The 24,851-nt window shown below is 61.0% G+C and carries 19 protein-coding genes; 7 read left to right on the top strand and 12 right to left on the bottom strand.

Annotation, left to right across the window (positions count from 1 at the left end):
- Positions 1-36: 36 nt before the first annotated feature.
- From xylB to K1X71_03505, 3 genes are all read right to left on the bottom strand, one after another.
- Positions 37-1,605, bottom strand: coding sequence for a xylulokinase (xylB, locus tag K1X71_03515; GenBank protein ID MBX7072193.1), 1,569 nt, complete (start codon positions 1,603-1,605; stop codon positions 37-39).
- 153 nt (positions 1,606-1,758) lie between these two features.
- Positions 1,759-2,727 (bottom strand): sulfotransferase, encoded by a 969-nt coding sequence (locus K1X71_03510; GenBank protein ID MBX7072192.1) that lies wholly within the window; start codon positions 2,725-2,727, stop codon positions 1,759-1,761.
- 324 nt (positions 2,728-3,051) lie between these two features.
- Positions 3,052-3,429 carry a PilZ domain-containing protein gene (locus K1X71_03505; GenBank protein MBX7072191.1) on the bottom strand — a complete coding sequence of 126 codons (378 nt, stop codon included), beginning with the start codon at positions 3,427-3,429 and terminating at the stop codon, positions 3,052-3,054.
- A 418-nt stretch (positions 3,430-3,847) separates the two neighbouring features.
- Between K1X71_03505 and K1X71_03500 the strand changes: the two genes are divergently transcribed.
- Complete coding sequence (locus K1X71_03500; protein ID MBX7072190.1) at positions 3,848-4,801, top strand: hypothetical protein; 954 nt, start codon at positions 3,848-3,850, stop codon at positions 4,799-4,801.
- A gap of 108 nt (positions 4,802-4,909) precedes the next feature.
- Positions 4,910-6,103 (top strand): acyl-CoA dehydrogenase family protein, encoded by a 1,194-nt coding sequence (locus K1X71_03495; protein MBX7072189.1) that lies wholly within the window; start codon positions 4,910-4,912, stop codon positions 6,101-6,103.
- Between the two features lie 50 nt (positions 6,104-6,153).
- Here K1X71_03495 and K1X71_03490 read toward each other — a convergent pair whose 3' ends face one another.
- From K1X71_03490 to K1X71_03475, 4 genes are all read right to left on the bottom strand, one after another.
- A complete protein-coding gene (locus K1X71_03490; GenBank protein ID MBX7072188.1) occupies positions 6,154-6,981 on the bottom strand; it encodes a hypothetical protein in 828 nt (275 codons plus the stop codon).
- Positions 6,982-7,048: 67 nt separating this feature from the next.
- Positions 7,049-9,043 (bottom strand): hypothetical protein, encoded by a 1,995-nt coding sequence (locus K1X71_03485; protein MBX7072187.1) that lies wholly within the window; start codon positions 9,041-9,043, stop codon positions 7,049-7,051.
- Between the two features lie 91 nt (positions 9,044-9,134).
- Positions 9,135-11,297 carry a YfhO family protein gene (locus K1X71_03480; GenBank protein ID MBX7072186.1) on the bottom strand — a complete coding sequence of 721 codons (2,163 nt, stop codon included), beginning with the start codon at positions 11,295-11,297 and terminating at the stop codon, positions 9,135-9,137.
- Complete coding sequence (locus K1X71_03475) at positions 11,294-13,459, bottom strand: hypothetical protein (GenBank protein ID MBX7072185.1); 2,166 nt, start codon at positions 13,457-13,459, stop codon at positions 11,294-11,296. Before K1X71_03475 ends, K1X71_03480 begins: the two co-directional genes overlap by 4 nt.
- 406 nt (positions 13,460-13,865) lie before the next feature.
- Here K1X71_03475 and K1X71_03470 point away from each other — a divergent pair, with 406 nt between their 5' ends.
- The 3 genes from K1X71_03470 to K1X71_03460 are packed head-to-tail and all read left to right on the top strand — an operon-like array spanning position 13,866 to position 16,868.
- Positions 13,866-14,969, top strand: a complete 1,104-nt coding sequence (locus K1X71_03470; protein MBX7072184.1) for an NAD-dependent epimerase/dehydratase family protein — start codon at positions 13,866-13,868, stop codon at positions 14,967-14,969.
- Between the two features lie 10 nt (positions 14,970-14,979).
- The gene (locus K1X71_03465; GenBank protein ID MBX7072183.1) at positions 14,980-16,047 is read left to right on the top strand and encodes an NAD-dependent epimerase/dehydratase family protein; all 1,068 of its coding nucleotides are present in this window, start codon (positions 14,980-14,982) and stop codon (positions 16,045-16,047) included.
- 20 nt (positions 16,048-16,067) lie between these two features.
- Positions 16,068-16,868 carry a glycosyltransferase family 2 protein gene (locus tag K1X71_03460; protein ID MBX7072182.1) on the top strand — a complete coding sequence of 267 codons (801 nt, stop codon included), beginning with the start codon at positions 16,068-16,070 and terminating at the stop codon, positions 16,866-16,868.
- A gap of 79 nt (positions 16,869-16,947) precedes the next feature.
- Here the strand turns inward: K1X71_03460 and K1X71_03455 are convergent, their stop codons facing one another.
- Complete coding sequence (locus tag K1X71_03455) at positions 16,948-18,816, bottom strand: hypothetical protein (protein ID MBX7072181.1); 1,869 nt, start codon at positions 18,814-18,816, stop codon at positions 16,948-16,950.
- Positions 18,817-19,022: 206 nt separating this feature from the next.
- On the opposite strand from K1X71_03455, the gene crcB reads away from it, so the two are divergent.
- Positions 19,023-19,403, top strand: a complete 381-nt coding sequence (gene crcB, locus K1X71_03450) for a fluoride efflux transporter CrcB (protein ID MBX7072180.1) — start codon at positions 19,023-19,025, stop codon at positions 19,401-19,403.
- A 72-nt stretch (positions 19,404-19,475) separates the two neighbouring features.
- On the top strand, positions 19,476-20,300 hold the full coding sequence (locus K1X71_03445) for a class I SAM-dependent methyltransferase (GenBank protein ID MBX7072179.1): 825 nt from the start codon (positions 19,476-19,478) through the stop codon (positions 20,298-20,300).
- A gap of 9 nt (positions 20,301-20,309) precedes the next feature.
- On the opposite strand, the gene K1X71_03440 is transcribed toward K1X71_03445, so the two are convergent.
- From K1X71_03440 to K1X71_03425, 4 genes are all read right to left on the bottom strand, one after another.
- Positions 20,310-21,578 carry a glycosyltransferase gene (locus K1X71_03440; protein MBX7072178.1) on the bottom strand — a complete coding sequence of 423 codons (1,269 nt, stop codon included), beginning with the start codon at positions 21,576-21,578 and terminating at the stop codon, positions 20,310-20,312.
- 102 nt (positions 21,579-21,680) lie between these two features.
- Positions 21,681-22,826 (bottom strand): ABC transporter permease, encoded by a 1,146-nt coding sequence (locus K1X71_03435; protein MBX7072177.1) that lies wholly within the window; start codon positions 22,824-22,826, stop codon positions 21,681-21,683.
- Positions 22,827-22,828: 2 nt separating this feature from the next.
- Positions 22,829-23,998, bottom strand: a complete 1,170-nt coding sequence (locus K1X71_03430) for an ABC transporter permease (protein ID MBX7072176.1) — start codon at positions 23,996-23,998, stop codon at positions 22,829-22,831.
- Positions 23,999-24,079: 81 nt separating this feature from the next.
- Positions 24,080-24,844 (bottom strand): ABC transporter ATP-binding protein, encoded by a 765-nt coding sequence (locus K1X71_03425; GenBank protein MBX7072175.1) that lies wholly within the window; start codon positions 24,842-24,844, stop codon positions 24,080-24,082.
- Positions 24,845-24,851 lie beyond the last annotated feature (7 nt).

The raw sequence follows: 24,851 nt of genomic DNA, 5'->3' as shown, positions 1-24,851 counted from the left end.
CGAATGTCCCTCCGGGTTATGCGGCACGCTGCGGCGTTAGGCAGACGCGGCGGCCGGCTCGGCCTTCTTGCGTGGCTGGGGAGGATGCTCCACCGCCGATATCGACTTAAAATCGGTCCGGAGCGAACGATAAAGCTGTTGATAGATAGGAAACCCGGCATTGTAGCGTTTGCTGGCGGCGCGATCGGCTGGCGTTTCTTTCACCACTCGAATCGTGGCCTTGCACGCCTCTTCCACCGATTTGAACGCGCCGGCCCCAACTGCCGCCAATAGCGCCACGCCAAACGCCGGTCCTTGCTCGGCCTGCAAACTCACGACCTTCTGGCCGAACACATCGGCCTGGATTTGCCGCCAGAGCTGAATTCGCGAGCCCCCTCCCGAGGCGCGAATCTGCCGCACTGGGACTTGCAGCGAGCGGATAATCTCCAGACTGTCGCGCATGGCATAGGCCACCCCCTCCATCACCGCCCGCGTTAAATGGCCCCGGGTATGCGCCAATGTGAGGCCAATGAAACACGCGCGCGCGTCGGGATCGGCATGCGGCGTGCGCTCGCCAGATAGGTAGGGCAAGAAGTACAGCCCTTCGCTGCCTGCCGCGATCGCGCTCGCTTCGCCGACCAGGAGCTCGTAGGGATCCGCATTGGCGCTCTTTCCCAGTTCCTCGCCAAATTGATTGCGGAGCCATTGCAGACAAACGCCGCCCGAAAGGCTGACTCCCATCATGTGCCACTTGCCGCGCACGGCATGGCAAAAAGTATGCAGCCGCCCCTCGGGATCGATCGTCACCTCGTCGCTATGGACGAACATGATGCCTGAGGTGCCAATGGAGGTCGACAGCGTGCCCCGGCTGACCACGCCCGTGCCCACGGCGTTGGCGGCGCAATCGCCCGCTCCGCCCACCACGACGCACTCGGTGGTGAGCCCCAACTCCTTGGCGGCGGCGGTGATGAGTTTGCCAGTTGGCTCTTCCGATTCGTAACAGCGGGCCAACAGATTCACGTCGATGTCGAGCGCGTCGAGCATGGGGCGCGACCAGTCGCGCTTCTTCACATCGAGCAACAGCATGCCGCTGGCGTCGCTCACGTCGGTGGCGTATTCACCCGTCAGACGGCGGCGGACATCATCCTTGGGCAGCAAAATCTTCTTGGTCCGCTCGTAGTTGCGCGGCTCATGATTGCGCAGCCAAAGGATCTTGGGAGCGGTGAATCCCGTCAACGCCGGATTGGCGACCAGCTTGATCAACCGCCGTCGCCCCCCCACACGACGCTCGATCTCATCGCATTCGGCAGCCGTGCGCTGATCGTTCCAAAGCAGGGCTGGGCGAATCACCCGATCGCGCTCGTCGAGAAACACCGAACCGTGCATTTGGCCCGACAGACCAATGGCCTTGACGTCCGCGGGCTTGAGCTTGGCCTGCCGCACCACGCTGCGGATCGTCTTGACCGTTGCCCGCCACCAATCTTCGGGATCCTGCTCCGACCAAAGCGGGCGGGGGTGATGCAGCGGATAGGTTTCGGTCGACTCGGCGAGAATATTGCCGCTGGCGTCCATCGCCAGGGTTTTTGTGCCCGAGGTGCCGATATCGATCCCGAGAAAAACGCTCATGGGGGCGCAAACTCCAATAAGTGCAAGGCTGTGAGTGCGCTACAATTTTAGCAAGAAAGCGAGGCCCGCGCATGGCGCCGGGTGCGAAAATGACCGCGTCAGCGGCGCCACGCTATTGCCAAACGCCGGGGCCGATTAGCCAACCAAGCTCGCTCAGAACGCGGCGGTTTGCTGGTCGCGGCGCGACGTTCGGCGAGTCAACCCATGAGTTGGAGCCGGCATGTTCAATCTCTCGCGAATCATTGCTTGGCTCTCCACCGAGAGCGTCAACCGATCCGAAGCCGCCATCGGCCTTACGGCATCGAGCGCGCGGCCGGGACGAAGCACGACATTTGGCGTCCGCGCCAATATCTCTCTCACCACGGCGGCCGGATCGTCACAAAAGGATTCGTAGCGTACATCAAGCCAGCGCTGCTCTGGTATATGCGCGCGCATGGCGGCGGCGCAGCGCATGTTTTGCTCCAGTTGGTTGCACACTGCATCGACGCCCGCCGCCTCGCCCGAGTCGCTGGCGTTTTCGGCAAAAAGCCCCCAACCATATCGCGAGTCGCCTTGCACCCAATGTCGCGCTTTCATCAGCGATTGCGCGACGCACACAGGATCACGCGTCACGCAAATGAAGAAGGCGTTCGGCAGCACATCGGCCAACAGATCGGCACACGCCAAATTGCGATTATTCTTGTTCAGCAGTGGCTTGCCTGTGATCGTGAGCCAGCGGTCAAAGAATTCTCGCAACCGCTCACGTTCGCTTGCATTCAAGTCGGTGGCCGGACGATAACGATCGCCGCCGAGAAATCGATTCCAGATGTGAAAGCCGTCGTTCGCGCCATGCAGTCCGGCCGTCACACCGAACAGGCTGCGATATTCGCGATTGGGCTCTGGCCGCACTCGCTGCAATAGGCGCTGGGCGGAAAGGGGCGATCGCGTAAACAAGCCGTTTAGATTCGAGAAATAGCTGACGTCCAGGTAATCGGTCAGCAGTTGGGCAACGAGGGTGGTGCCAGACCGCGGCGGCCCCACGACCAGCAGCAACGGCAGCTGAGAATGTTCATCAGCCGCTGCGGCACGGCGCTCCGCACCTTGCAACAGCCAATCCAGCGGCGCCGCGACCAGCGAAAGCAATTCTCGGGCAATCGCCTGCCGTCCGATCGATCGCCCGTCTGAAACCATGCGCCAAGCAAGGCCAATTGGGTCGCGGAAGTTTCGATAGTTGGATGCCGGCATCCGGGTTGCCTTACCCAGAAAAAACGCGATCGAAATCTGTGTCTGCGAGGTGCAATCGCCCCAGGAGTGGGGTGAGCCATATGTCGTGGTCGCAAGCATTGTAGACCACGCGGGGGGTGGCGTCATGCCACAGCGCGCCGGCCTACTTTTTGACCGCCAATCCATGAAACAATGTTCATGAAACTCGGATCGCGGACGGGGAGATCGCAATTCCCTCGATTTTTACTGATCGAGCTTTTTGGTGATCTGCCCGGCAATCTCATAGAGATGCCCTACGGCGCGGCAGCGGACGGTGTTGACTAGCAGTGCCACTGCGGGTTGCTCATCGACTTCGATGTAGGCCATGAACTGCTGTGTGGTGACCGGACGAGTGCCGATCACCGAGAGGCCTGAAGTTGAGATATCTTTGGAGACGGCTTTGAAAGGTTCGTGACGTTGATCCGAAAACCACTCGATCGGCAAGATTGTCACCACGGCCGTGAGCGGATAGCGCACGCTCTGCCGTCGTTCGTCTTCGGGGTTAGCCTGTTCGCGCAGCCGTTGCACAAACTGAATGAGCGCCTCTGGCGGATCGGGAATACTCTTGAGATCTAGATTCATCGTGTTTGGCCAGCGGCGCGCCAGAGACTGACGCCAGGAGCAACGACAAGCATGTCGAAACGAGGCTACTGTATTCATCGTCCGCGCGCCCACCCGCTTGTCGGGGTGAAAAATTCAGCGCTTGCATGTGTAAAATGCAAGACTCGGGCACGCTACGTTTGACGCAAGTTGCACAATGCGAACAGCCAACATTTCACGCCACCGGGCGGGCGGTTCAACCGATGGCCAATGGTGGGGGCACACCTCCGGGGAATTTCAGGGGGGGACGGATCTGTGATTAGCCTTCCGACCTCTGAAAGAACTCCCCATGCGATGCTCTACGGCCGTCGGCCGAACCCGTGACGTTTGTTTCACCCTCTTGGCGTGCCACCTTGCATTTGCCAGCAGTTGGCGCCTCGCTCAAGCGCAAGCGCCCACGATGGAAACGCTGACGCATATCGTGCAGCGGCCCACTGAGTTGGCGGCCAACAGCACGTCGCCAGTGATCCAATCGTTCGCGCCCTGGCAGTGGCAGAGCGGAATCTATGTCGGCGCCGACTATCTCTTCACGCGCGCCGCGTTCGAAAATCCCGCAGCGTTTGTGGTGACCGGTGGCGGGTTGCCACCCACGACGGGCACAATCGTCAATCAGGAGTTTGGCTATCAGTCGACGCCGCGCATGTTCATCGGTTGGCGCTGGGCGAATGCGGGAGCGGTGCAGTTCACCTACACGCGATTCGACGACAACGCCAGCGTCGCGGCCAATGCCGGCGCCGGCGAATTCATCTTTCCGCCGAATGACGAGAATCAATCGATCAATGGAACACCAACCGCGGCCGAAAGCGCACTGGGTCTGCGGCTGGATATTTACGATGTAGATTTTCTGCGGCCGATCCGATTCGCGGGTGGTTTCTGGGATTTCACGCCGACAATCGGCGCCCGCGTAGCAGATTTCCGGCAGCAAGGACGAACGTCGTTTTACGACTCGTCTAGCGCGCTGATGGGCGAAGGATCGTATGACAGCCGTTTCGTGGGGGGTGGTCCGCATGTGGGCATCGAGATGCGGCGCTATTTTGGCGCCGGGCGAACATTCTCCTTGTTCGGGCGCGCCGACGCATCGATCTTGGTGGGGGCCTTCGACACTTCAGTGCATATTGTTACGACGGCGTTCTCGCAAGACACCGTCGGAAACAACGATCATGCCGCCACGATGGTTCCCCTGGGACTGGAAGTTGGGGGATCTTGGCAGCCGATGGCACGGTTGCAATTGAGCGCGGGGTGGCAGTTTCAGCACTGGTTCCAAAGTGGGCCGACGGGGAATTTTCCCTTCACGCCGCGGCCAGGCGATCTTTCGCTGGATGGCCTCTTCGCGCGTGTGGCGTGGGTGTTCTAGCCACCTGGCGGGCGCGCTCACTGGCGGTGGCAATAGGCGGCTTGCCTGCCGTACAATGCGGCGACGAAGCCACTGCCTACCTCGACTACTTACGCCAGGAATCTGTTCATGTTGCAGCAAGTCGCCACACCGCCATCCGCGTCGCCATTCAGCGAAGAGCATCAAGCCTTTCGTCAATCGCTGCGGCGATTCATCGAGAAGGAGATCAACCCGCACGTCGAGTCGTGGGAGGAGCAAGAGATTTTCCCCGCGCATGAACTGTTCAAGAAGATGGGCGACCTGGGATTCCTGGGTGTTTCGTATCCCGAGGAGTACGGCGGGCTGGGCCTCGACTACTGGTACAACATTGTGCTCTCCGAGGAGCTAGGACACATCAGTTGCGGCGGTATCCCCATGGCGATCGGGGTGCAGACCGACATGGCTACGCCGGCGCTCAATCAATTTGGCTCGCATGAGCTGAAGAAGAAGTTCTTGGAGCCGGCCATCAAGGGTGACGCCGTCTGCTCCATTGCCGTAACCGAGCCCGGCTCTGGCTCTGACGTGGCCTCGATCAAGACGCGAGCCGACTCCGACGGCGACCATTACATCATCAACGGCAGCAAGCTGTTCATCACCAACGGCACGCAGGCCGATTGGGTCTGCACGCTCTGCCGCACCGAACAAGGCACGTCGTATCGCGGCATGTCGCTCATTATCGTGCCCACGACGACGCCCGGCTTCAGCGTAAGCCGCAAGCTCAAAAAGATGGGCAACCACGCCAGCGACACCGCGGAACTGAGCTACGAAAACGTGCGGGTGCCCAAGTCGTTTCGCATTGGCGACGAAGGGATGGGATTCATTCTGCAGATGTTGCAGTTTCAGAAAGAGCGGCTGGTGGGCTCGATGATGGCTGTCACCGGCGCCGAACAGTGCCTGCGGATGACCATCGAGTATTGCCGCCAGCGGCAAACATTCGGCCGCCCCTTGATCGACAATCAGTGGATTCACTTCAAGCTGTCGGAGCTGATCAGCGAAGTCGAGTTCTTGCGGCAGATGTGCTATCACTGCGCTCGCAAGTTGATCGCGGGTGAGGATTTCACGCGCGAGGCCTCGATGGCCAAGCTCAAAGCGGGCCGGTTGGTGCGCGAGGTGGCCGACTGGTGCATGCAGTTCCATGGAGGCATGGGCTACATGGAAGAGTATCCCATGGCCCGCTACTTCCGCGATTCGCGGTTGCTGTCGATTGGCGGCGGCGCCGACGAGATGATGCTCGGCATCATCGCCAAGTACGAAGGCATCTTGCCCGGCAAGAAGCGAGACTGACGCCAGTTCAGTATTCCATTTCGCTTCGGCTGCGGCCGGGATGGCGCCGCTCACGCCACCGATGCGCGCACCGCGGGCGATTCTTCAGCGACGAACGCCTGTCCGTAGACCATGCACCATAGGCCGACTGCGGCGATGATTCTGGCGATCGTGAACTCGCGATCCACCAGCGTCGTCACTAGCGCCGTTCCGATCGCGCCCACAGCCACGCCGATCCATTGCCGCGTGCGCCACGCCTGGGGCCGGAGCACGAAGGGAGCGAACAGGAAATACAGGGGCGAGAACTCGAACGCGTCGACAAACAACGTGTGGCACAGCAACCACAGAAGCAGGCCGCCAATGGCGATCTTCACCAGCACGTTGGTCGTGAGACATTCTTTGCGCCAGCCGATGAACAGCATGATCGCGTACCACGACGCCAACACAAACAGATGCCCATTGGCGAGCGTCGTATTGGGAGACAAGACAATCGACGCGCTGGCCACCACCGACAGCCAGGCCCAATGACGGCGAGCCGGTAGTGAAAGCGACGCGCGTCGGGCGCGTGTTTCGACTAAGGCCATTGGCGCAGCGCCGCACAGCGCGCTAATCAAGAATGGCAATGCGGTTGTGCTCAAGCCCGGGCGCCACAGCACCAGGTGATCGATCGCCCGCGGGATGATCCAACACCCAACGCCACACCACACAGCGGCGAGGCGCCACCGGTTGGTCATCGCGGCGGCCAGAAAGACGCCCGCCAAAAAGCCGATAAAGCCGGAGGGCGCGAGCGGCACGACGCGCAGGTGCAAATCCGCGATGCTGTCGAGCAAGCTAAAAGTTGCGGCGATCCAGAGGAGCGCGCCAACCACCACGCTTCGCATTTGCTTATTCAGTTTCATACACGAACCGCTTGGCAAGAGTCTATATCGTCGGCAGCACTCCATCTTGCAGTGGCGGGCGTCGGCGTCAATGGTCACTCAATTCAGTCTTCGTTCGATACAGCAAATTCGTCAACGGAATCGAGATCGCCGCCCGCGGGCCATCGTCGATCGTCGATTCATTCATTGGCGGCAAATAGCGTAGTCGCTGCACTTCCAACATTTGGCCACCCGCGAATCGCTCGCGCAATTTGTCTTGATTCCGCCACTGGTCGCCGGCGCGCAATAGTTGCTCTCGATAGCAGCGCAAATGTTCCACTAATGCGGCGACATAGTCCGAAGAGGCATGCAGGCTCTCCTCGGTAATCGCATCACCCGTAATGTCGTCTTCGATGCGCTGAGCGAACGACGCTTCAGCTTCCGGTGTGAGTGAGGTCAGTTGCAAGTCGCGGCGCACATATTCCATCGCCAGTTCCGGTTGGCCAATCGCCGCCAACCGTACCGCGCAATCCATGCTGGTCGCGTTGGCGAACAATACATCCATCACCTCGCGAAATCGCCCCGCCGACCCGCGCGGCTGCGCGAACCGGCGGCGATAGAGTTGAACCGGCGGACGAAGCCCGTCGTCATAAATCACCGTGTCGGCCGGTGTCGGCCTCGCCACTTGATAGTACGGAAATGGAACCTCCGCCAACGGGTTGGGCACCATAGCAACTATCAGTTCGTCTGGCTCGTCGCGCAATAGGCTCAACAGATTGTCGTCGTACGCGCGAAACAGCCTCGCCTGAGAAACCGTGCGCAGCGCCTGTGTCACAAAGCCCAACACGGGCCGAGAGGTCAAGCGCAGGTACTGGTCCGATAGCAACATCGCCTCATCGCGATATTCTCGCTGCAATAAGCGGCATGACGCGCGGTAAGAATTCAGGTCGCGTTCGTATTCATGGCTGCGCTCAGGCACGCCATATGCCCGACTGAGCCAGACGGGCATTTCTGGGTACAGAAGTCCGCTGCGGTTGATCAAATTGACAATGATCCACGCAGCGATCAACGCATACGCAAGCTTCGCGCTGCGCAGTCGGGCAAAGCCTAGTTGGCAGATCAGCAGAACAACCAGCGGTGCGATCAGCGTAAAGTAGCGAACCTCAAACGGCATTCGCGATTGCGCCGCCATGTGAGCCAACACCGTAACCGAAACCAACGCCACGACGGGCTGATACTGAACCCATGTCGGCAACAGCATGAACACGCGGCGAGGAAACGTCCCTTGATTGTTTGGCCCGCGAAAACCAAACTCCAGCGCGTTCCGAAACGCCAGGTAGAGACTGACGGCGATCGCCAACAAGAACTCGGGGCTCGACCGCAGCAAGAGCTGTCCATCGGAAATCCAATCAAATCCAATGGAATCGGTGGCGGCGTCACGGAACCACAGCAGCACCGCCACCACGCCAATGTTGAACAGACTCAAAAGCAAGCCGCCGAAAACCTGAAAGCGTTCCGCAGCGCGATCTGTTCGTGGGGCGATTAGTGTCATGCTCGCCAGACATGCGACTTGAGCAACGATCAGTACCAGCGCCGAGTTCTTGACCCAGATCGCCAACAAGGCCATCGCCGCCGACGCGATGTAGCGGCCATTGGCGAACATTGCGATCGACCACATGGCCAGCGCGGTCATCGGCATGTCCATGCCGAGCATGTCGACTTGAACGCTGAAGAACGGAAAGCTGAGCAGCAAGGCGCACGACAGTGCCGCCAAGCCGCGAGCCACTTCGCGACGCAATAGCGAGTAGAGCGCGCCGACCGTAATGCCCGTCGCGGCAAACGTCAGCAAATGGTAAAGGGCAAAGGCATCGGACGAGTTGTTCGTGGCTAACAGCAACAAGGCCACGACTGCCGGCAGCACCGACGAAACGAAATAGCAGCGCACGCCCCCTTGCAAACCATGTGTTTCCTTCGACAGAGCGGCGTAGTCGAGCCGAGTCTCCGCCAGGTACGCGCCTTCGGACCAGAGACCCTCCGCTTGCTCGTAATAGGGGGGCTCACCTAACTTGGTAAAGCGTGTCGTCAGTAGAAACGCGAATGTCAAGCAACATGCAATCACAGCTCCATAGCGTCGCCAGTTGTGAGGCTGCTGTTGCGTTTCAATACTGCTGATGGTCGAACTCATGGCGCCGTCGTCATCGTGATTGTCCAACTGCTACTGGGCGACATGCGACCGGCCTGCCCGCACGCCACAATCTCCAGCCCACAAGAATCGCCGTCGCCAGTGAGATGATTGCCCCCTGCCAGATGGCGCGCGGCACAAACCGCATGACAATGTGATGCCGTCCTGCGGGAGTCCAGACACCACGCAGGCCGTGATTGACTCGCAACAGCGGAATCTGCTCGCCGTCGAGCGTCGTGTGAAACTGAGGCGAAAAGGCGTCGGCCACGACCAATAGACCAGCCGCCGGTGAGTCGGTTTCTATTTCCAGCCTGCCGTTTTCCTGTTCTTGAACCTGAACGCTGCTGGCTTCCGACGGAGGCGACGTCGCTGGCAACGCCGTTTCGACGATCGCTTCTTTGGCGACATCGAAATCGTCCCCGCTGATCGCGCGCACCCGCTGTTCTGGGTCCGCAATCTGCCTGGTGCGATACACCATCCAGGCGCGCGGCCGCGCATCGCGAAGCCGATATACAAACGCCGGCCGGCTGGCGATCAGCTCAATCTCTTGCTCATTCGGCAGCGGCACGGGCTGAAGCTGCGCCTCAATATCGCCGCGTAGTTCTTCGATCGGAATCGGCGACGATAGGTGCGTCACAGCGCAGGCCCGCAGCGCGCCGGTCTTTTGGCTCAAGATCAGGTCGGCCATGGCGCGTGGGCTGACCGCGTTTCCCTGATCGAACAGATTGGCCACGGGCACGTCAAACAGCAAGTTGTAGCTGACGGGCAAGAAGGCCGCGTTTTGCCGCAGTTGCTCTTCGTCGAGCCGCCACGATCGGAACAAGGGACGCGCCAGCGGCAACAAGCGAAAATGCTCATCGCGCCGAGCCGCGTCGACCAGTTCTGGCGAATGTATGGCGTAAAAGTCGCTGCCCACCAGGTATGGGCCAAAATGTCGATACGCGATCGATGCGCCGCAGATAACGACCAATGCCGCCAGCGTCATACGGCGCACGGACGGCGATAGCGCGGGCCAAGCAATCAACCACCGTGCGACCACATCGGCGCCATAGGCAGCCAGGACCGAGATCCCCATGCTGGCGAAAAGCATATAACGCGCCGGCCAGCGAAACAGATTGTGCGGCGGCACATGCATCAACAGCCAACGCAGCGGAGTCGCGCCCGAGAGAAGCAACCCCAGCACCACCAGCGAGGCCCAAAACGCCACGCTACGCCGCGGGACCGCGCGCCAAAGCGCCAACGGCACAAGCAGCACCGCGGCAAAACCATGAAACAACACCAGCGTCTCTTCCCAGGCAGTGGGAGACTCGGCGGCGAGCCCGGTCCAATTCCAAGGAGTGCCGGCGAAGTTAGGAAGCACAAACGTGACAAGCTGCCGCCACTGCATTCCGAAGGCGGAAAACTGCTCCCAATCCAGCGCCGACGACAACGATCCCGAAGATCGATCAGACTCGGCGAGAAATTGCTGCGTCGGCCACATCTGCACCGCGCACAGTCCTAAAGGAGCGACGAACGCGATCAGGCTCGTCTGCAAGAAACGCAGCGGAGATTTCCCCCAACATGCATAGGCGAGCCACGCGGCCTGCAGCGTGTATGAGATTAGCCCCACATGCACATGCCCAGCCAAGAGCGCAACGGCGTTGACAATGGCGCACCACCAACTGGCGCGACGATCTCCGTTGGCGGCGCGCTGGAGCAAATAGAGCGCCAGCGGCAACCAGGTCACCGCCGCCAGGCAACCCGGCACGACATGATTCGACTGGTGGTAACTGGCGCACATGAAGGTGATCGCGCCAATCGCGGCCGCGGCCAGCGTGACTCCGATCGACTGCAAGAAGAGATAGGTAAATCCCCCCAGCAACAAGAAGTGCGCGGCCATGAACCAATCATGCGCTTCCGGTGTGGGCCAAGCGACATAGAGCGGGAACAAGGGATACAGAATGCCCGTTTGCCCATCGGCAAATAGCGGAAAGCCGCAGTTGATGTCGGTGGTCCAGTGGGGAAAGTGTCCCGCGCGTAACTGCCGCGCGGCATAGAGCCTTAGCGGCACATCCTGACAGAAGGTGTCGCTGGCATAAAGATTAGTTGCGGGGGACAACAACGGGCCAGCGTAATAGAGCCAGGCGGCGATGATCGCCGCCAGCGCCCAACCATGTTTTGCGAGCGATGGCGTCATCGACTGGCGCCCGCCTCACGGAATGGAATCGGCCGGCGGCGCGCGTTTGAGAATCCGAAGCCCCAGATCGCCAGCGCCACCCCGCTCACGACGAGCCCCTTGTAGACCGAACGCGGTCGTAACTCCATGACAACTCGATGGCTCCCCGCCGGAACGGCCACCGCGCGAAATGCGTGGTTGGCGCGCAGCAGTTGAGCGGGATGGCCATCGACCGTGGCTTCGAACTCGGGCCAGCAATAGTCGGCTACCACCAGCAGGCCGGGAGCGTCGGTTTTTACATCCAGTTCGAGGCGACTTTGGCGAGGTTGCCGCCAAGCTACAGTCGGTTGCTCATCGGGCGGCGTCATCGCGGGCGGGTTGATTTCCAGCACTGCTTCGCGTCCCGGGTCGAAGTCCGCCGAGCGGATGTATTTCAACCGCTCCTTCGCTTCGGCCTTGACCACCGCCGAGTACACCATCCACGCTCGCGATAGCGCCGGCTTGTAGCGGTAAAAGTACGCCGGATCGGTCGATAGCAACTCCAATTCAGCCATCGGTGGCGGCGCGGCGCGAAAGGGGTAGGTCGCTTCCAATTCGTCCACCAATGCCAACGGATCGGCATAGGCCAGATGCGTCACCCCCGCCATGCGCAAGTAGTTGGGATTGTCGGTCGTCGAAATATCGGTCATGACGTGCGGGCTTACGGTGAATCCTTGATCGCTCACCATGGCGTTGTCGACGTGGAAGAGCAGGTTGAAGTCGGGGGGCAGCGCCGCCGCGTTGCGCCGCAACTGCGCCTCGTTGGCGGCCCAGCAGTTATAGAGCGGACGCATGGTCGACAGACGCAGATCTGGATTGGTAGCCGCCTCGGAGAGTATCGCCGGTGACGCGCTCGAGAAAAAATCGGCCGCGGCGCAATAGGGGCCAAAGTGATGATAAATCGTGCCGATCAGGCTGCCGGCCACCACAGCCGCCGTCGCCACCAGACGCGGCCGCGGCCATTGCGCCAAGAGGCGCCAAACTCCCCGGAGCGCGGCCTCGGCGCCATATCCTGACAAGACCGCGATAGCCATGGCAAACACGATCATGAAGCGCGTCGGCCAGCGAAACAGATTGAATAGCGGCAGATAGCCTAAGATCCAATACGCTGGCAATAGTCCCGCCAATAGCAAGGCAACCAGCGCAATCGCCGCCCAAAAGGCGACTTCGCTGCGCGGCTTTCCCCAAACGAGCGCGAGCGGTGTCAGCGCCAACGCCGCGAATCCCTGAAACACGATCAGCGCTTCCCACCACGGCAACCGCGATACTTCCACTTCGTCAGACCAACTCCACGACCAGGGATCGCCGAACGCATTGGGCCAAACGAACAACAAGAGCTGCCCCCAGCGAAGCCGAAATTGCTCGATCACCTCGGGATCGACCCCCGACGAAAACCAGCCACCAGCGCTGCGCGATGACTCGGCCACAAACGCGCGCGTGGGCACAAGTTGCACGCCACAGATTCCCACCGCCAACACAAAGACAATCAGCGCGGCCGGCAGCCATCGGCGGACTTGGAGCCAACCCTCGCAGCGCATGAGCCACAACAGTTGCAGGCTATAGCAGATCAACGCGGCATGCGCATGCCCGGCCAGAAACATCACCGTGTTCACCGCGGCGCACCACCAATACGAGCGCCGATCCCCCTTGGCTCCTCGGTCGATCAGCCACAGTGCCAACGGCAACCAGGCCACCGTGGCGATTCCGCCCGGTATTACGTGCGACGACTGATGGTAGCTCGACGCCATGAACACCGTGGCGCCAATTGCCGCCGCCCAAGGCAGCAGCGGTCGTGACGCCAGGAACAGATAGGTAAACAGCGCCATCAGCAAGAAATGCAGCGCCATGAACACGTCGTGAGCTTCGGCCGTCGGCGAGATCAGATAGATCATGAACAGCGGGTAGAGAATGCCCGTTTGACCGTCGGCGAACAGGGGGTAGCCGCAATGAATGCCGCTGGTCCAAACAGGAAACTCGCCGCTTCGGATCAATTGGGCAGCGTGAACCCGAGTCGGCAAATCAAGGCAATAAGTGTCGTTGAGAAAGAGATTGGTGGCTGGCGACAGCAGCGGACCGGCATAGAAAGCCCAGGCCAAGATCACGCACGCCAATGGCCAGCCATGCCCCCCAGCGCCGTGCGACACCAAGCTGCAACTCAATTGGCGCATCGACTCGCTAGCGGTTTGAGGGAGATGAAAGCGGCTCTGGCGATGCGCGCAGTGACACCGCCCAAAACATCGCCGCCGTTATTGGGCGAGCGACCGCCACTACGACTGCTGCCGCCCAACCAGCCGAATCCGATCAGGCGCGCAAGACCGTACCTGGTCCATGCTATCTGGGGCGAAGTACGCCAACAAGCACGCCGCGACAGGCCGTAAAACACCGGCGAAACCAGCGGAATTGTACGTGTTCGGGCTAGAGTTTGCGGCGCGCTGTCGCCCAGCGGCGCCGCTGCTTATATTGGGCCCTACCCTGCAATGCGATCGACTTGCACCGGGCCGATCGGCTCGGTCCGCACCACTGGGGCGCATGCACAAGAAATCCTAGCGAATGGGTGTCGCCTTAATTACAGGTTCCGCCGGCTTGGTCGGCGCACAGGCCGCGCGCTGGTTTCACGCGCAGGGCCTGCATGTGGTGGGCGTGGATAATGACCTGCGCGCCGAATTTTTTGGACCAGAGGCCTCAACCGCCTGGGCGGAGGCCGAACTGCGCTCCGAACTCCCGAATTACCGACACTACTCCAGCGACATCCGCGACGCAGCGGCGATCGAACGTCTCTTTCGCGAATATTCCTCGGACTTGGCGCTGGTGGTGCATACCGCCGCACAGGTTTCGCACGATTGGGCGGCGCGCGATCCCAAGACCGATTTCGGCGTCAACGCCAACGGCACGCTGAATCTGTTGGAGGCGACACGGCAACACGCGCCCCAGGCGGCGTTCATTTTCATGTCGACCAACAAGGTGTATGGCGATACGCCCAATCGGCTGCCACTGGTCGAACAGGCGACACGCTGGGAATTGGACCCGGCGCATCCCTTTTCCAAGCACGGCATCGACGAGTCGATGTCGCTCGATCGCTCCATGCACTCGCTGTTCGGCGTCTCCAAACTGGCGGCCGACGCCTTGGTGCAGGAGTATGGCCGTTACTTTGGCATGAACACCGTTTGCCTCCGCGCGGGGTGCATTACCGGCCCCGGGCACTCCGCCGTCGCGCTGCACGGGTTTTTGGCGTACCTGGCCCAGTGCGCGCTCACCGGGGCCGAGTACAACATCTTTGGCTACGGCGGCAAACAGGTGCGCGACAATCTGCACGCGTTTGATTTGGTGCAGATGATGTGGCGCTACTACCAGAACCCACGCCCCGCCGAGGTCTATAATGTGGGGGGCGGGCGGTTCAGCCATTGCTCGCTGATCGAGGCCATTCGGCTATGCGAGTCGCTCACCGGCCGGACGATGCGGACCAGCTATCGCGACGAGGTTCGCCCGGGCGATCATCAGTTCTACGTGAGCGACGTGCGTCGATTTCAAGCTCACTATCCCGAATGGACGCACACCTATTCGCTCGAACGCACGCTGGCAGAAATCTTGACGGGGCTGGAAAAGCGATTGCCAAACTCCAGAAACGCGCGGACCTTGTCGAATTCCACCAGTTAACGGCCGCGACATGAACCGGATTGTGATCACGGGGGGCGCCGGATTCGTTGGGTCGCATTTGGCCATCGCCTTGCAGCAAGCCCGCTCCGACTGCCGAGTGACGGCGCTCGACAACTTGCATCGCCGCGGCAGCGAATTGAACTTGGCGCGACTGGCGCAATACGGTGTGGAATTTGTTCGCGGCGATGTTCGCAACCTGGACGATCTGCTCGCGCTCACTCCGGCCGAAATGATTATCGATTGCGCCGCAGAGCCCTCCGTGCAGGCGGGCAAAGACGGACACGCCGCGGAACTATTGAAGCTGAATTTGCTGGGCGCGGCCAACTCGCTCGAGGCCGCGCGCCACTGGAACGCCGCCTACCTGCTGATCAGCTCCAGCCGAGTGTATCCCATCGCTGGGTTAAACTCACTTCCCTACAAAGAAGGCGACACGCGCTTTGCTTGGCAGTTGGAATCCTGCACAACTCCCGGCATCGGCGATGCCGGGGTTAGCGAGCAGTTTCCCTTGCGCGGAGCGCGCTCGTTTTACGGTTTCACCAAGTTGGCGGGGGAGGCGCTGGTTGCCGAGTACGAATATGCGCACGGCGTCCCAGCGCTCATCAACCGCTGCGGCGTGATCGCCGGTCCCTGGCAAATGGCCCGCGCCGATCAGGGTTTTGTGTCGCTATGGTGCGCGCGCCATCTGTTCAACAAGCCGCTTGTGTATCGAGGCTTCGGCGGCCACGGCAAGCAAGTCCGCGACGTGCTGCACATTGATGATTTCTGCGACTTGGTCATCGCGCAAGTCGAGCGGCTGCCAGGCTGGAACGGCGCCGTTTACAATGTCGGCGGCGGACCAGCGAAGTCCGTCTCGCTGCTAGAATTGACCAAGCTTTGCCAAGACAACACCGGTCGCGCGCCGCCGATCGACGCCCAACCGGCAACCGACCCCTTCGACGTTCGCATCTACAGCACCGACATCAGCAAAGTCGCCGGCGAATTCTCCTGGCGCCCGCGCCGCGATCCGGCGCAAATTGTGGACGATACCTGCCGTTGGATCACCGAACATCGCAGCACCCTCGAACCGATATTGAGCTAACGCAGGTTGAATCGTCGCGCATGAAACTCTCCATCGTCATCCCCGCGCAGAATGAAGAGCGCAACATCGCGCGCTGCCTGGAAGAACTACGCGCGGCGCTGGAGGCGCCAGTCGCCATTCCGTACGAGGTGGTCGTCGTTGACGACAATAGTTCCGACGGCACCGCGGCGGTGGTGGCGGGCTTGGCCGACGCCGACACGCGCATTCGACTCGTCCGGCGCCTCCCGCCCGCCGGGTTCGGCCGGGCGGTGCGCGACGGAATTGACGCGGTCACCGGCGACGTGCTCGCCATCTACATGGCCGATCTTTCGGACGACCCGCAAGACCTGGTGGCCTGCTACCACAAGATCGCCGAGGGGTACGACTGCGTGTTTGGTTCGCGCTTCATCACCGGCAGCCAGGTCACCATGTATCCGGTGGTCAAACTGGTAGTGAATCGGTTCGCCAACCAGGTGATTCGCTGGATGTTCTGGAGCCGCTTCAACGACTTCACCAACGCGTTCAAGGTGTATCGGATGCAGGTGGCGCACGACTGCGGTCCCTACCGAGCCAGCCACTTCAACATTACGCTGGAAATGTCGATCGGCGCCTTGATTCGGGGCTATCGCATCGTGGAGATACCGATTCGCTGGCACGGACGCACCTGGGGGAGTTCCAAACTGCGCCTCAGCGAAATGGGGCGTCGCTATCTCTCGACGCTCTTGATGTTGTTCTTTCAACGTGTTCTGATCTCCGACGATCTGCTGGCCGAACGCGCGGCGAACAACGCGCGCTTCCAGCGGCAGGCAACGCCGGCGCAAACGACTGCCGAAACGGGCTAATTACCTGGAGAAACGAATCGTTGGGCTGCGCTTGCGACGAGAGTTAAGAAGGCCAGGACGCCTTTTCTTGCCCAGATGTTCAGTCCACGGTTGTAGCGCGCCAACTCTGGGCTTCGCCCGCGGCGCGGACCAGGTCGCTCATGTCCATTGTCCAGACAAAGGCGAACTGATGCAGCGGATGCCGCCAGCGCTTTGCAGCCAGCGCCCTCCAGTGATCCTCGCCCCGCGCATCACCGGTTGCCTCGCAAAGCTGCACATACGCTTCCGCCACATGGGCGCTCGCCGGGTGGTACTTTTCAGCTTGCCGCAGGCTGTCGCGCGCCGCGTCCAAGTCGCCGCTCGCTAGTTGCGCGCGGCTCAATTCGACGTAGCTGTCCGATAGGCAGACCGGCGCGGAGAACGCCATTAGCCGTGTAGAGAGCTTGCGCACGTGCCGCGACGCAAAGTAATGACGCAGGTAATAGCCAATCTGGTTGTCGGTGACTGACCATAACCGGTGGCGGTTCGGCGGATCGTCGATATTCAGAATCTCGCTGGCGATATGAATACCTGATTGCCTAGCCCACGCGGCCGCTACCTGATCGTCGAACGTCCACATCTGAGTGCCATCGTCGCGCGTCGCCACGTACTGTGTGCGGCCATTCCAACCGCGAAAATCGTACGCGAAGGCGCCCAAGTACTGCACCATCACCGACCAGACCAGCAGGATGGCGAACGTCGACTTCCAAAACCGCGAGTGGCGCAGCGGTTCGGCCAGCGGGATCAAACCCAACACGAGCATCGGCACGGTGTCGACAATGTGCCGATAGCCATACGACCAGCCGCTCCACCAGTCGAAATGGCGCGACTCCAAAAGCCAGATCGCCGCGATGGCAATACTCAATGGTCGCAGCGCCGCATATCTAGCGCTGCGCCAGGTCTGCGCATATCCCGCCACCGCAAACAACAAGAACGGCGAATAGACGAACAATCCCCGCGACGGGCTAAAGAGCAAGCCCGCTAGCCCCACGGAAATGGGCGTTTGCCAGATTTCTGGTTTGCCGGTTTTGGACTCGGCGACGTTGGTGATCTCGGTTTGTCCAAACGCCAGAGGCGACCCCCAATAATGTTGGTTGTAGGCCAACAAGAATAGTGCCAGCGGCGCGCCGGCGGCGGCAAAGATGAACGCCTGTCGGCGATTGACAATCGTCAGATACGCGCCCACGGCCAGCACGATCAAGGCGCTGGTCGGGCGGCACAGCGTCGCCGCGCCCAGCGCTAGGCCCAGGGCCGCGGCGTGCCAATCGCCATGCCGCAGCCGAACCAGGTGATAGGCGCCCATGGCGATGAACAGTTCCGTCGGGCCGTGCTGCCACAGCGCTTGGCTGCTGGTGCTCCAAACACAGGTCCCCAGCCCATAGGCTAGCGCGATGACCAGCGCCTGCTTACGCTCAACAAACTGCGCGGCAGTCAGAAAAACGTACACGGCCGAACCGGTCACGCACAGCGAGGCGACCATCTTAGCCGCGAACCAAAACAACACCGGATGATCGCACAAGGGACTGGCCCACAGATTGGCAAGCGCGAACACCGGCAGCGCCACCAACGATGCCCCCGCGGCAAACGTGCAGGCATACACGCCCGGCCGGCGCGTCGGGACAATCATGTCTCTGTGATCAGCGTCGTCCAGCGGCCTTAAGTTGCCTTGCTGAATCTGTCGCCTCAGTTCCGCGTCTAGATAGTTCAGGGTGATTGGCCGATCTGGCGCGCCACGCCATTGCCAGACAAACATGCTCGGCATCTCCGTGGCGGAGAGCGACAGATTGCGCTCGTGCAAGACGCTTTCGGCCAACTGCATGCTGGCCAAGGCGTCGTTGAACGGCATAATGTCGCGATTGGCGTGATAAACCGCCAGCAAGCCAACGAACAACCCAACGGCCCACACGCCCGCGCGTCGCGCGATTGGCATGGTGCGGGGCAGTGACGTTGTGGAGAGTGACAAACGACAGTCCAATGAGTTAACCAGTGCGCCGCCATGTCCAAATGGCGCCGCGGCAGCGCGTGGCAATCGAGTATAGTTGGGCGGCGCGGTGGTAGAAATCGGCAGTATGGATGACTGGCGGGACACATCGCATCATCTAGCCGGTTTGCTCTTATCCCCAAGAAGGAATACGAATGCACTGGATTGCTGTTGCGATCGGCGGCGCTGTCGGATCGGTGATGCGCTATCTCCTGGCCGGTTGGATTCAACAATCCAGCGCATGGGTGTTTCCGCTGGGCACGTTCGCGGTCAATGTGATTGGCTGTTTTGTCATTGGTGTGCTAGCGGCGTTTTTCGAATGCGCGCCGGCAGTGCGGCCCGAATGGCGAGTCGGCCTCATGGCGGGCGTGCTGGGCGGATTTACGACGTTCTCGACGTTTGGTTTGGAAACCTTTCGTCTCGCCAGTTCGGCAGAGTGGAAACTGGCGCTGGTCAATGTGTTGGCCAGCACCGTTTTTGGAGTCTTCGCCGTCTGGTGCGGCTATCGAGCCACTTTGCAATTTGCCGCGGGATAGACTGCTGGCGGCGTCGCGCCGTGTTAACTAGGCTATTGGATTCGCCGCCACCGCGTCCCACCCGAGCGCCGCATGTCCAGCACCAAAGTCGATGTCGCTGAACTGGGAGAGATCCAGGAGACCCTGCTGATCACGCTCTGGGCGCGCGCCGCCGAATCGCAAGAGCCCCAGCCGATACTGCGCGATCCGCGGGCCACGGAGATCGTCCGCCAGATCGACTACGATTTCGACCGCTTTCGCCGCGAAACAAAGCTTACCCAGCCCACTGCCTGCGTGCGGGCCACGGTGTTCGACCGCTGGGTACGGCAGTTCATGGAGGAGCATCCCGACGGCGCGATCATCGAGATCGGCGCCGGTCTGGATACCCGCTTCGAGCGTCTCGACAACGGCCGGATCCGCTGGTTCGATCTCGACATGCCCGATTCGATGAGCGTGCGCCGGAGGTTCTTTCAAGAGACCGATCGCCGCCGATTCATCACCAGTTCAGTGCTCGATCCGAGTTGGCTCGAGCAAGTGAAAGCCTGCGGCGCCGAGCATTACTTCATCATCTCCGAGGGGGTGCTGTTGTACTTCAGCGAAGCGCAGGTGAAGCAAGTGCTGGGGCTATTGGCCGACGCGTTCCCGGGCGCCTGTTTCGCCTTTGACAGTTGCGCGCGCTGGGCGCAAGAAAACTCGCGCAAGCTGGAAGCGGTGAAGATCACCAACGCCGAGTTCCGCTGGGGCATCGACGACATTCATGAGATCGAGGCCTGGGATCCCCGCTATCGGGTGCTGGAGGCCGACACCACCATGAACTACCACCGCCAGCGTTACCCGTGGCCAATCCGCTTCTTCACGTATTGGTTTCCCAAGACGCGGATGCTGTTTTCGATCAACCTGGTGCGGCTGGGCGGCTGACGCCGCGCGTCACACCGATAGCGGCGCCAACGGCGCCTGGCTGCCGGCGGGTTCTTCGTTCAGCGCCTCCAGCAATCGGCAGGTCGTGTCCAACGCGTCGGTCTCGGCCATCTTCTTGGCGTACAGGCGGCAGCGCTCCGCCACGTCGGGCGATTCCAACAGTTCGCGAATCACGCGACTGGCGCGGCGAACCGTGTATTTGCCGATCTTCAAAAAGCCCGACGCCTTCAGGCGCAATAGCCGCTGCGAGTTATCAGGCTGATCGTAGACCATTGGCACGGTGAGTTGTGGGATGCCCGCCGCCAGTGTGTGCGCAATCGTGCCGATGCCGCCATGATGCACATGGAAGCAGCAGCGATGCAGCACCTTGTCTAACGGGACAAAGCGGAAGTAGGCGATTTCGGGAGGCAGGTTGTCTGGAATCTGCTCGGGGTGCGGCGTGATCAAAATGGCGCGACGCCGCAGGCTCTTGGCGATCTCGACCGAGGTTTGGAAATATCGGTGCGCTTCGTTGGTCACTGAGCTTTGCATGAACAGGATCGGCGGATCGCCGGCTTCCAAAAAACTCTCCAACTCAGGCGAAGCGAATTCGTCGTGCTTCACCTTGAGAATCGGAAAGCCCGGCAACCGCGTCTGCGGTGGATAGTCAGCCTGCGGGGGGTTGAACCACTCGGGGTACATCGCCAGCACCAATTGCGGCGAGTTCCACCAGTGTTTCATGATGAAGTTGGCCGGCGGCATCCCTAATTCGGCGCGGAACTCGTTGGTCGGCGGCGCCATTCCCTTGTCGACGACCCAATCGATCAGCCGATCAAGCCCCGCCGGAACAAAGCGCGGAGTCCACTCGGGCAGGCCCACCGGGTCGTAGATGCTGCGCAGCCACATCGGCTGCAGATGCACCGTGGCCGTCGGCACTCCCAGCTTTTCCTGGGCGATGCGCGCGCCAAAGGCATAGCCCTGCGACGCCACGACGGTTTCGCCGGGCACATAGCGCTCTTCAATCAAGCGATAGACTTTGGGGATTTGGTCTTTGACCAACTCCCCCATCTCCTTGAGGGCCCGCGCGCCAGACCAGTTGACCTGACCTTCGAGAAACACCTGGTATTGCTCTTCGGAGAGCGATTCGGCGTACTCAAACCCTTCCTTGCGAAACATGTCGATGAAATGAGCGTTGCCCACCAGCGTGACGCGGTGTCCGCGCTCGCGCAAGGCTCGGCCAATGATGATGAAGGGGAGCGTGTCGCCCATGCTCCCCACGGAGACGAGGATGGCATGCATGAAAGAAGCGCGTCGAAAAGGATCGGATAGACCACGCGGCGCCCGATGCAACCGGGCCATCGCCGCGTTTCCAGAGCCCAACATCGTAGCCGATTCGCGCGGCTACCGCAGCGCTTCGATCGGTTTGATGCGCATGGCGCTCAAGGCCGGAAACAGTCCCCCCGCCACCCCCATCACAATCGAGAAGGTCCCCGCGAGCAACAAGGTGGGCAGGTCGACGCGAAAGGCGAATTGCACTTGCCGCGCGCCGATGTCGGTGTTCTGGGTGATGCCGTTGACCAGGTACCCCACGCCCGCCCCCAACAGCCCCCCCACAATGGCGATCAGAATCGATTCTGTGAGGAACGACAGCAAAATCTCCCGCGGTTGAAACCCCATGATTCGCATCACCGCGATGTCTTTGATGCGTTGATTGATCGCGGCGTACATGGTGTTCATCACGCCGAAGATGGCGCCGACGCCCATGAACCAAGCAATGACCCAGGCGGCGGATTCGAGAAACTTGGTTTGCTCGGCCTGCTTGGCGTAGTAGTTGGTTTCGGTTTGGGCTTCAACATTCATGCGGCGGCTCTTGGTGAGCGAATTCGCCAGACGCACGGCCTCATCGGGATTCGCCGCGCGCATGCAAACGCTGGTGTACAGCCCCTCGCGCTTGAACTGGCTGGCCAGTTCGCTCAAATCGCACCAGATTTCAGATTCTAGCGCCGAGCCGGCCGCCGAAAACACCCCCACCACCCGCCACTGTTTGCGGCCAATCGTGAACGAATCGCCAATCTTCAACTGGTTGCTTTGCGCCACCCCTTTGCCAATGACCACCTCGCTGGCGCCCGGTCGAAACCGCCGTCCCGACTCAAAGCGCACCTTGCTATGCACATCGAACGCGGCGGGCACCACCCCGCGCACCGCCAGCACGGCGTAGTCGTTCTTGGTCAAAAAGCGATTGGCGATCACGAACAGTTCGCGACTGACGAGCGGCCTGCCCCCCTCTGGGCCAGCGAAGCCGCGCGTGCTTTCGAGCTGCGAGATAACACCCCGATCCATTTGACTTAAGATCTCATCGCCAGCCCCCTTGCTGAGCACCACCACGTTCTCTGGCTCGCCGCTGGTGGCGCATACCTCTTGGATGCCGTTGATGAAAGCCAGCATCACAATCAGCGCCCCCACTACCAACGTAAAGCCCGATGCCGTCATCAGCGTGGTCTTCCAACGCACGATCAGGCTGCGGTAGTTGTAGGAGACTGGGACCATGCTCAAGCAATCCGGGAAAAGACTTCCGAGACTTTGACTTTGCGGGCATTCCACGCCGGAATCGCGCTGCCAATAAAGCCCACGCCCGCCCCCAGCAAAAAGCCTTGCAGCAGCATGTATTCCGTCACCGGAAACAAAATCATAAAGCCGGCAAACGCGTTATCGGTGGGTAGAACTCCGGCCAACGAAAGCTGCGACACCGCGTAGGCGATCGAAGCGCCAAACAGCCCGCTCATCCCGCCGACAAACGTCGCTTCTCCAATGACCAGCGCCATGATGTGCACCGGCGCAAAGCCCAGCACCTTGAGCACCGCCATTTCGACGCGCCGCTCGCGCGTGGAAATGCTGATCGCGTTCGACAGGATGATCACCATGTCCAATAGCAAGATCGCCACCACCATGCGAATGATCGCCAGGATCGCTTGGGCCCGTTCGGCGATACGCGCGACGCCAGCCGACTCCGTCTCGACTTTCAGCTCGGGCTGACGAAAGTTCTCTTGAATCCGCGCGGTCACCGAGTTCACGTCGCGCAACTCGCGTAGCAGCAACCACACGATGCTCACACTTTCTTTGTTGCTGGCGGCTTCTTCGAAATAGTCGTTGCGAAAGAAGAAGTTGAGCGCCCACGTGCCCGGCGGCGCAATGCCCACCACCTTGAAAGTGAGGTTCTTGCCCAGGTGGGAGGTGCTGTGAAAGGTGAACTGTTGGCCGACCTTCCAGTTCATCGCGGTGGCGATCGATGCGCCCAGGATGCAGCCGTTCTTTTCATTCCGCAGGGCCTCGATCGCCGCTGGGTCAACCTTCTCCAGCCCCGGGTGCATGCGCACAATGTTCTCGACGCGGGTGGCGATGCCGAGTCCCGCTTTGTCGCGGCTCATGGCGTCGTCGAAAAAGCCGGTGTACAGGTTCCACACCGTCCAATCTTGCACGCCCGGAATTTTGGTGAGCTGCGGCAGATACTTGACCGGCACCTCGCTCGGCGCCACCCAGCGCTCGGTGACAATCAATTTCGACTGGGCCGACTCGCTGCTTAGTTGCACCTCGACCGCCGAAGTCACCGTGACGACGATCGTGCAAATCGTCACCAGCACCGTCACGGCCAGCGCGGTGAGTGTGGTGCGAACTTTGCTTCGCCCCAGGTTCTTCAGGACTAAGACGACAAATTTTCCCACGGTGGGAGTCGATTCGTTGACAAGGTTGGAACGTGGCGAGCGGCGCGGTACGCGCCGACAATCGCAGGGTCGGGCAGGCGGCTAGTGCGGCTCGAGTTCGGCGCCGGTTGGCGCGGCGCCCACCGGTTGCCGGGCTGAACGGCGCGGGCTGGGGGGATTGATACGGTCCTCCACTAGCACGCCGCTGTCGATCCGCAGCACACGGCGGGTGCGCGCCGCGCAGGTGGGATCGTGCGTCACCAGCAGAATCGATTTTTTCAAGTTCTCTTGCAGGTCTTGGAGCAGATCGAGAATCTCCTTCGACTTTTTCGTGTCTAGATCGCCTGTCGGCTCGTCGGCCACGATCAGCGCCGGGTCGGTGGCCAGCGCCCGCGCAATGCCTACCCTCTGCTGCTCGCCGCCGGAGAGCTGTCCCGGACGATGTGTGAGGCGATGATCTAGCCCGACGGCCTCCAGCACGGTGAGCACCTGTTCGCGGCGCCGCTTGGCCGACATGCGCATCAACAGCAGCGGCAACTCCACGTTCTCATAGGCCGTGAGCACGGGGATCAAATGAAAGAACTGAAACACAAACCCAATCGCGTTGGTGCGCCAGCGCGCCAAGCTCGCTTCGTCGAGATGGGTGATGTCCACGTCACCCACCACTACCTTGCCGGTCGTCGGTTGGTCGAGCCCGGCAATCAAATTGAGAAGCGTGGTCTTGCCGGAACCGCTCGGCCCAATCAACGCGACAAAGTCTCCCTTGGCGATGTCCAAATCGACGTGATGTAACACCTGCACTTTCTCGCTGCCGCGAGCGTAGTGCTTGGAGACGCCACGCAAATGCACAATGGAACCGTCCGACATGGATTTT

It is taken from the genome of Pirellulales bacterium, from assembly GCA_019694455.1.
Taxonomy (GTDB): domain Bacteria; phylum Planctomycetota; class Planctomycetia; order Pirellulales; family JAEUIK01; genus JAIBBY01.
The sequence above is the reverse complement of the archived record's forward strand: the minus strand, read 5'-3'. Positions and strand labels throughout refer to the sequence as shown.

Bases quoted from the DNA above. Each gene is read 5' to 3' on its own strand.
- xylB (MBX7072193.1), bottom strand. From the start codon at position 1,605: ATGAGCGTTTTTCTCGGGATCGATATCGGCACCTCGGGCACAAAAACC.
- K1X71_03505 (MBX7072191.1), bottom strand. From the start codon at position 3,429: ATGAATCTAGATCTCAAGAGTATTCCCGATCCGCCAGAGGCGCTCATT.
- K1X71_03500 (MBX7072190.1), top strand. From the start codon at position 3,848: ATGGAAACGCTGACGCATATCGTGCAGCGGCCCACTGAGTTGGCGGCC.
- K1X71_03495 (MBX7072189.1), top strand. From the start codon at position 4,910: ATGTTGCAGCAAGTCGCCACACCGCCATCCGCGTCGCCATTCAGCGAA.
- K1X71_03490 (MBX7072188.1), bottom strand. From the start codon at position 6,981: ATGAAACTGAATAAGCAAATGCGAAGCGTGGTGGTTGGCGCGCTCCTC.
- K1X71_03480 (MBX7072186.1), bottom strand. From the start codon at position 11,297: ATGACGCCATCGCTCGCAAAACATGGTTGGGCGCTGGCGGCGATCATC.
- K1X71_03470 (MBX7072184.1), top strand. From the start codon at position 13,866: ATGGGTGTCGCCTTAATTACAGGTTCCGCCGGCTTGGTCGGCGCACAG.
- K1X71_03465 (MBX7072183.1), top strand. From the start codon at position 14,980: ATGAACCGGATTGTGATCACGGGGGGCGCCGGATTCGTTGGGTCGCAT.
- K1X71_03460 (MBX7072182.1), top strand. From the start codon at position 16,068: ATGAAACTCTCCATCGTCATCCCCGCGCAGAATGAAGAGCGCAACATC.
- K1X71_03455 (MBX7072181.1), bottom strand. From the start codon at position 18,816: ATGCCAATCGCGCGACGCGCGGGCGTGTGGGCCGTTGGGTTGTTCGTT.
- crcB (MBX7072180.1), top strand. From the start codon at position 19,023: ATGCACTGGATTGCTGTTGCGATCGGCGGCGCTGTCGGATCGGTGATG.
- K1X71_03445 (MBX7072179.1), top strand. From the start codon at position 19,476: ATGTCCAGCACCAAAGTCGATGTCGCTGAACTGGGAGAGATCCAGGAG.
- K1X71_03440 (MBX7072178.1), bottom strand. From the start codon at position 21,578: ATGCATGCCATCCTCGTCTCCGTGGGGAGCATGGGCGACACGCTCCCC.
- K1X71_03435 (MBX7072177.1), bottom strand. From the start codon at position 22,826: ATGGTCCCAGTCTCCTACAACTACCGCAGCCTGATCGTGCGTTGGAAG.
- K1X71_03425 (MBX7072175.1), bottom strand. From the start codon at position 24,844: ATGTCGGACGGTTCCATTGTGCATTTGCGTGGCGTCTCCAAGCACTAC.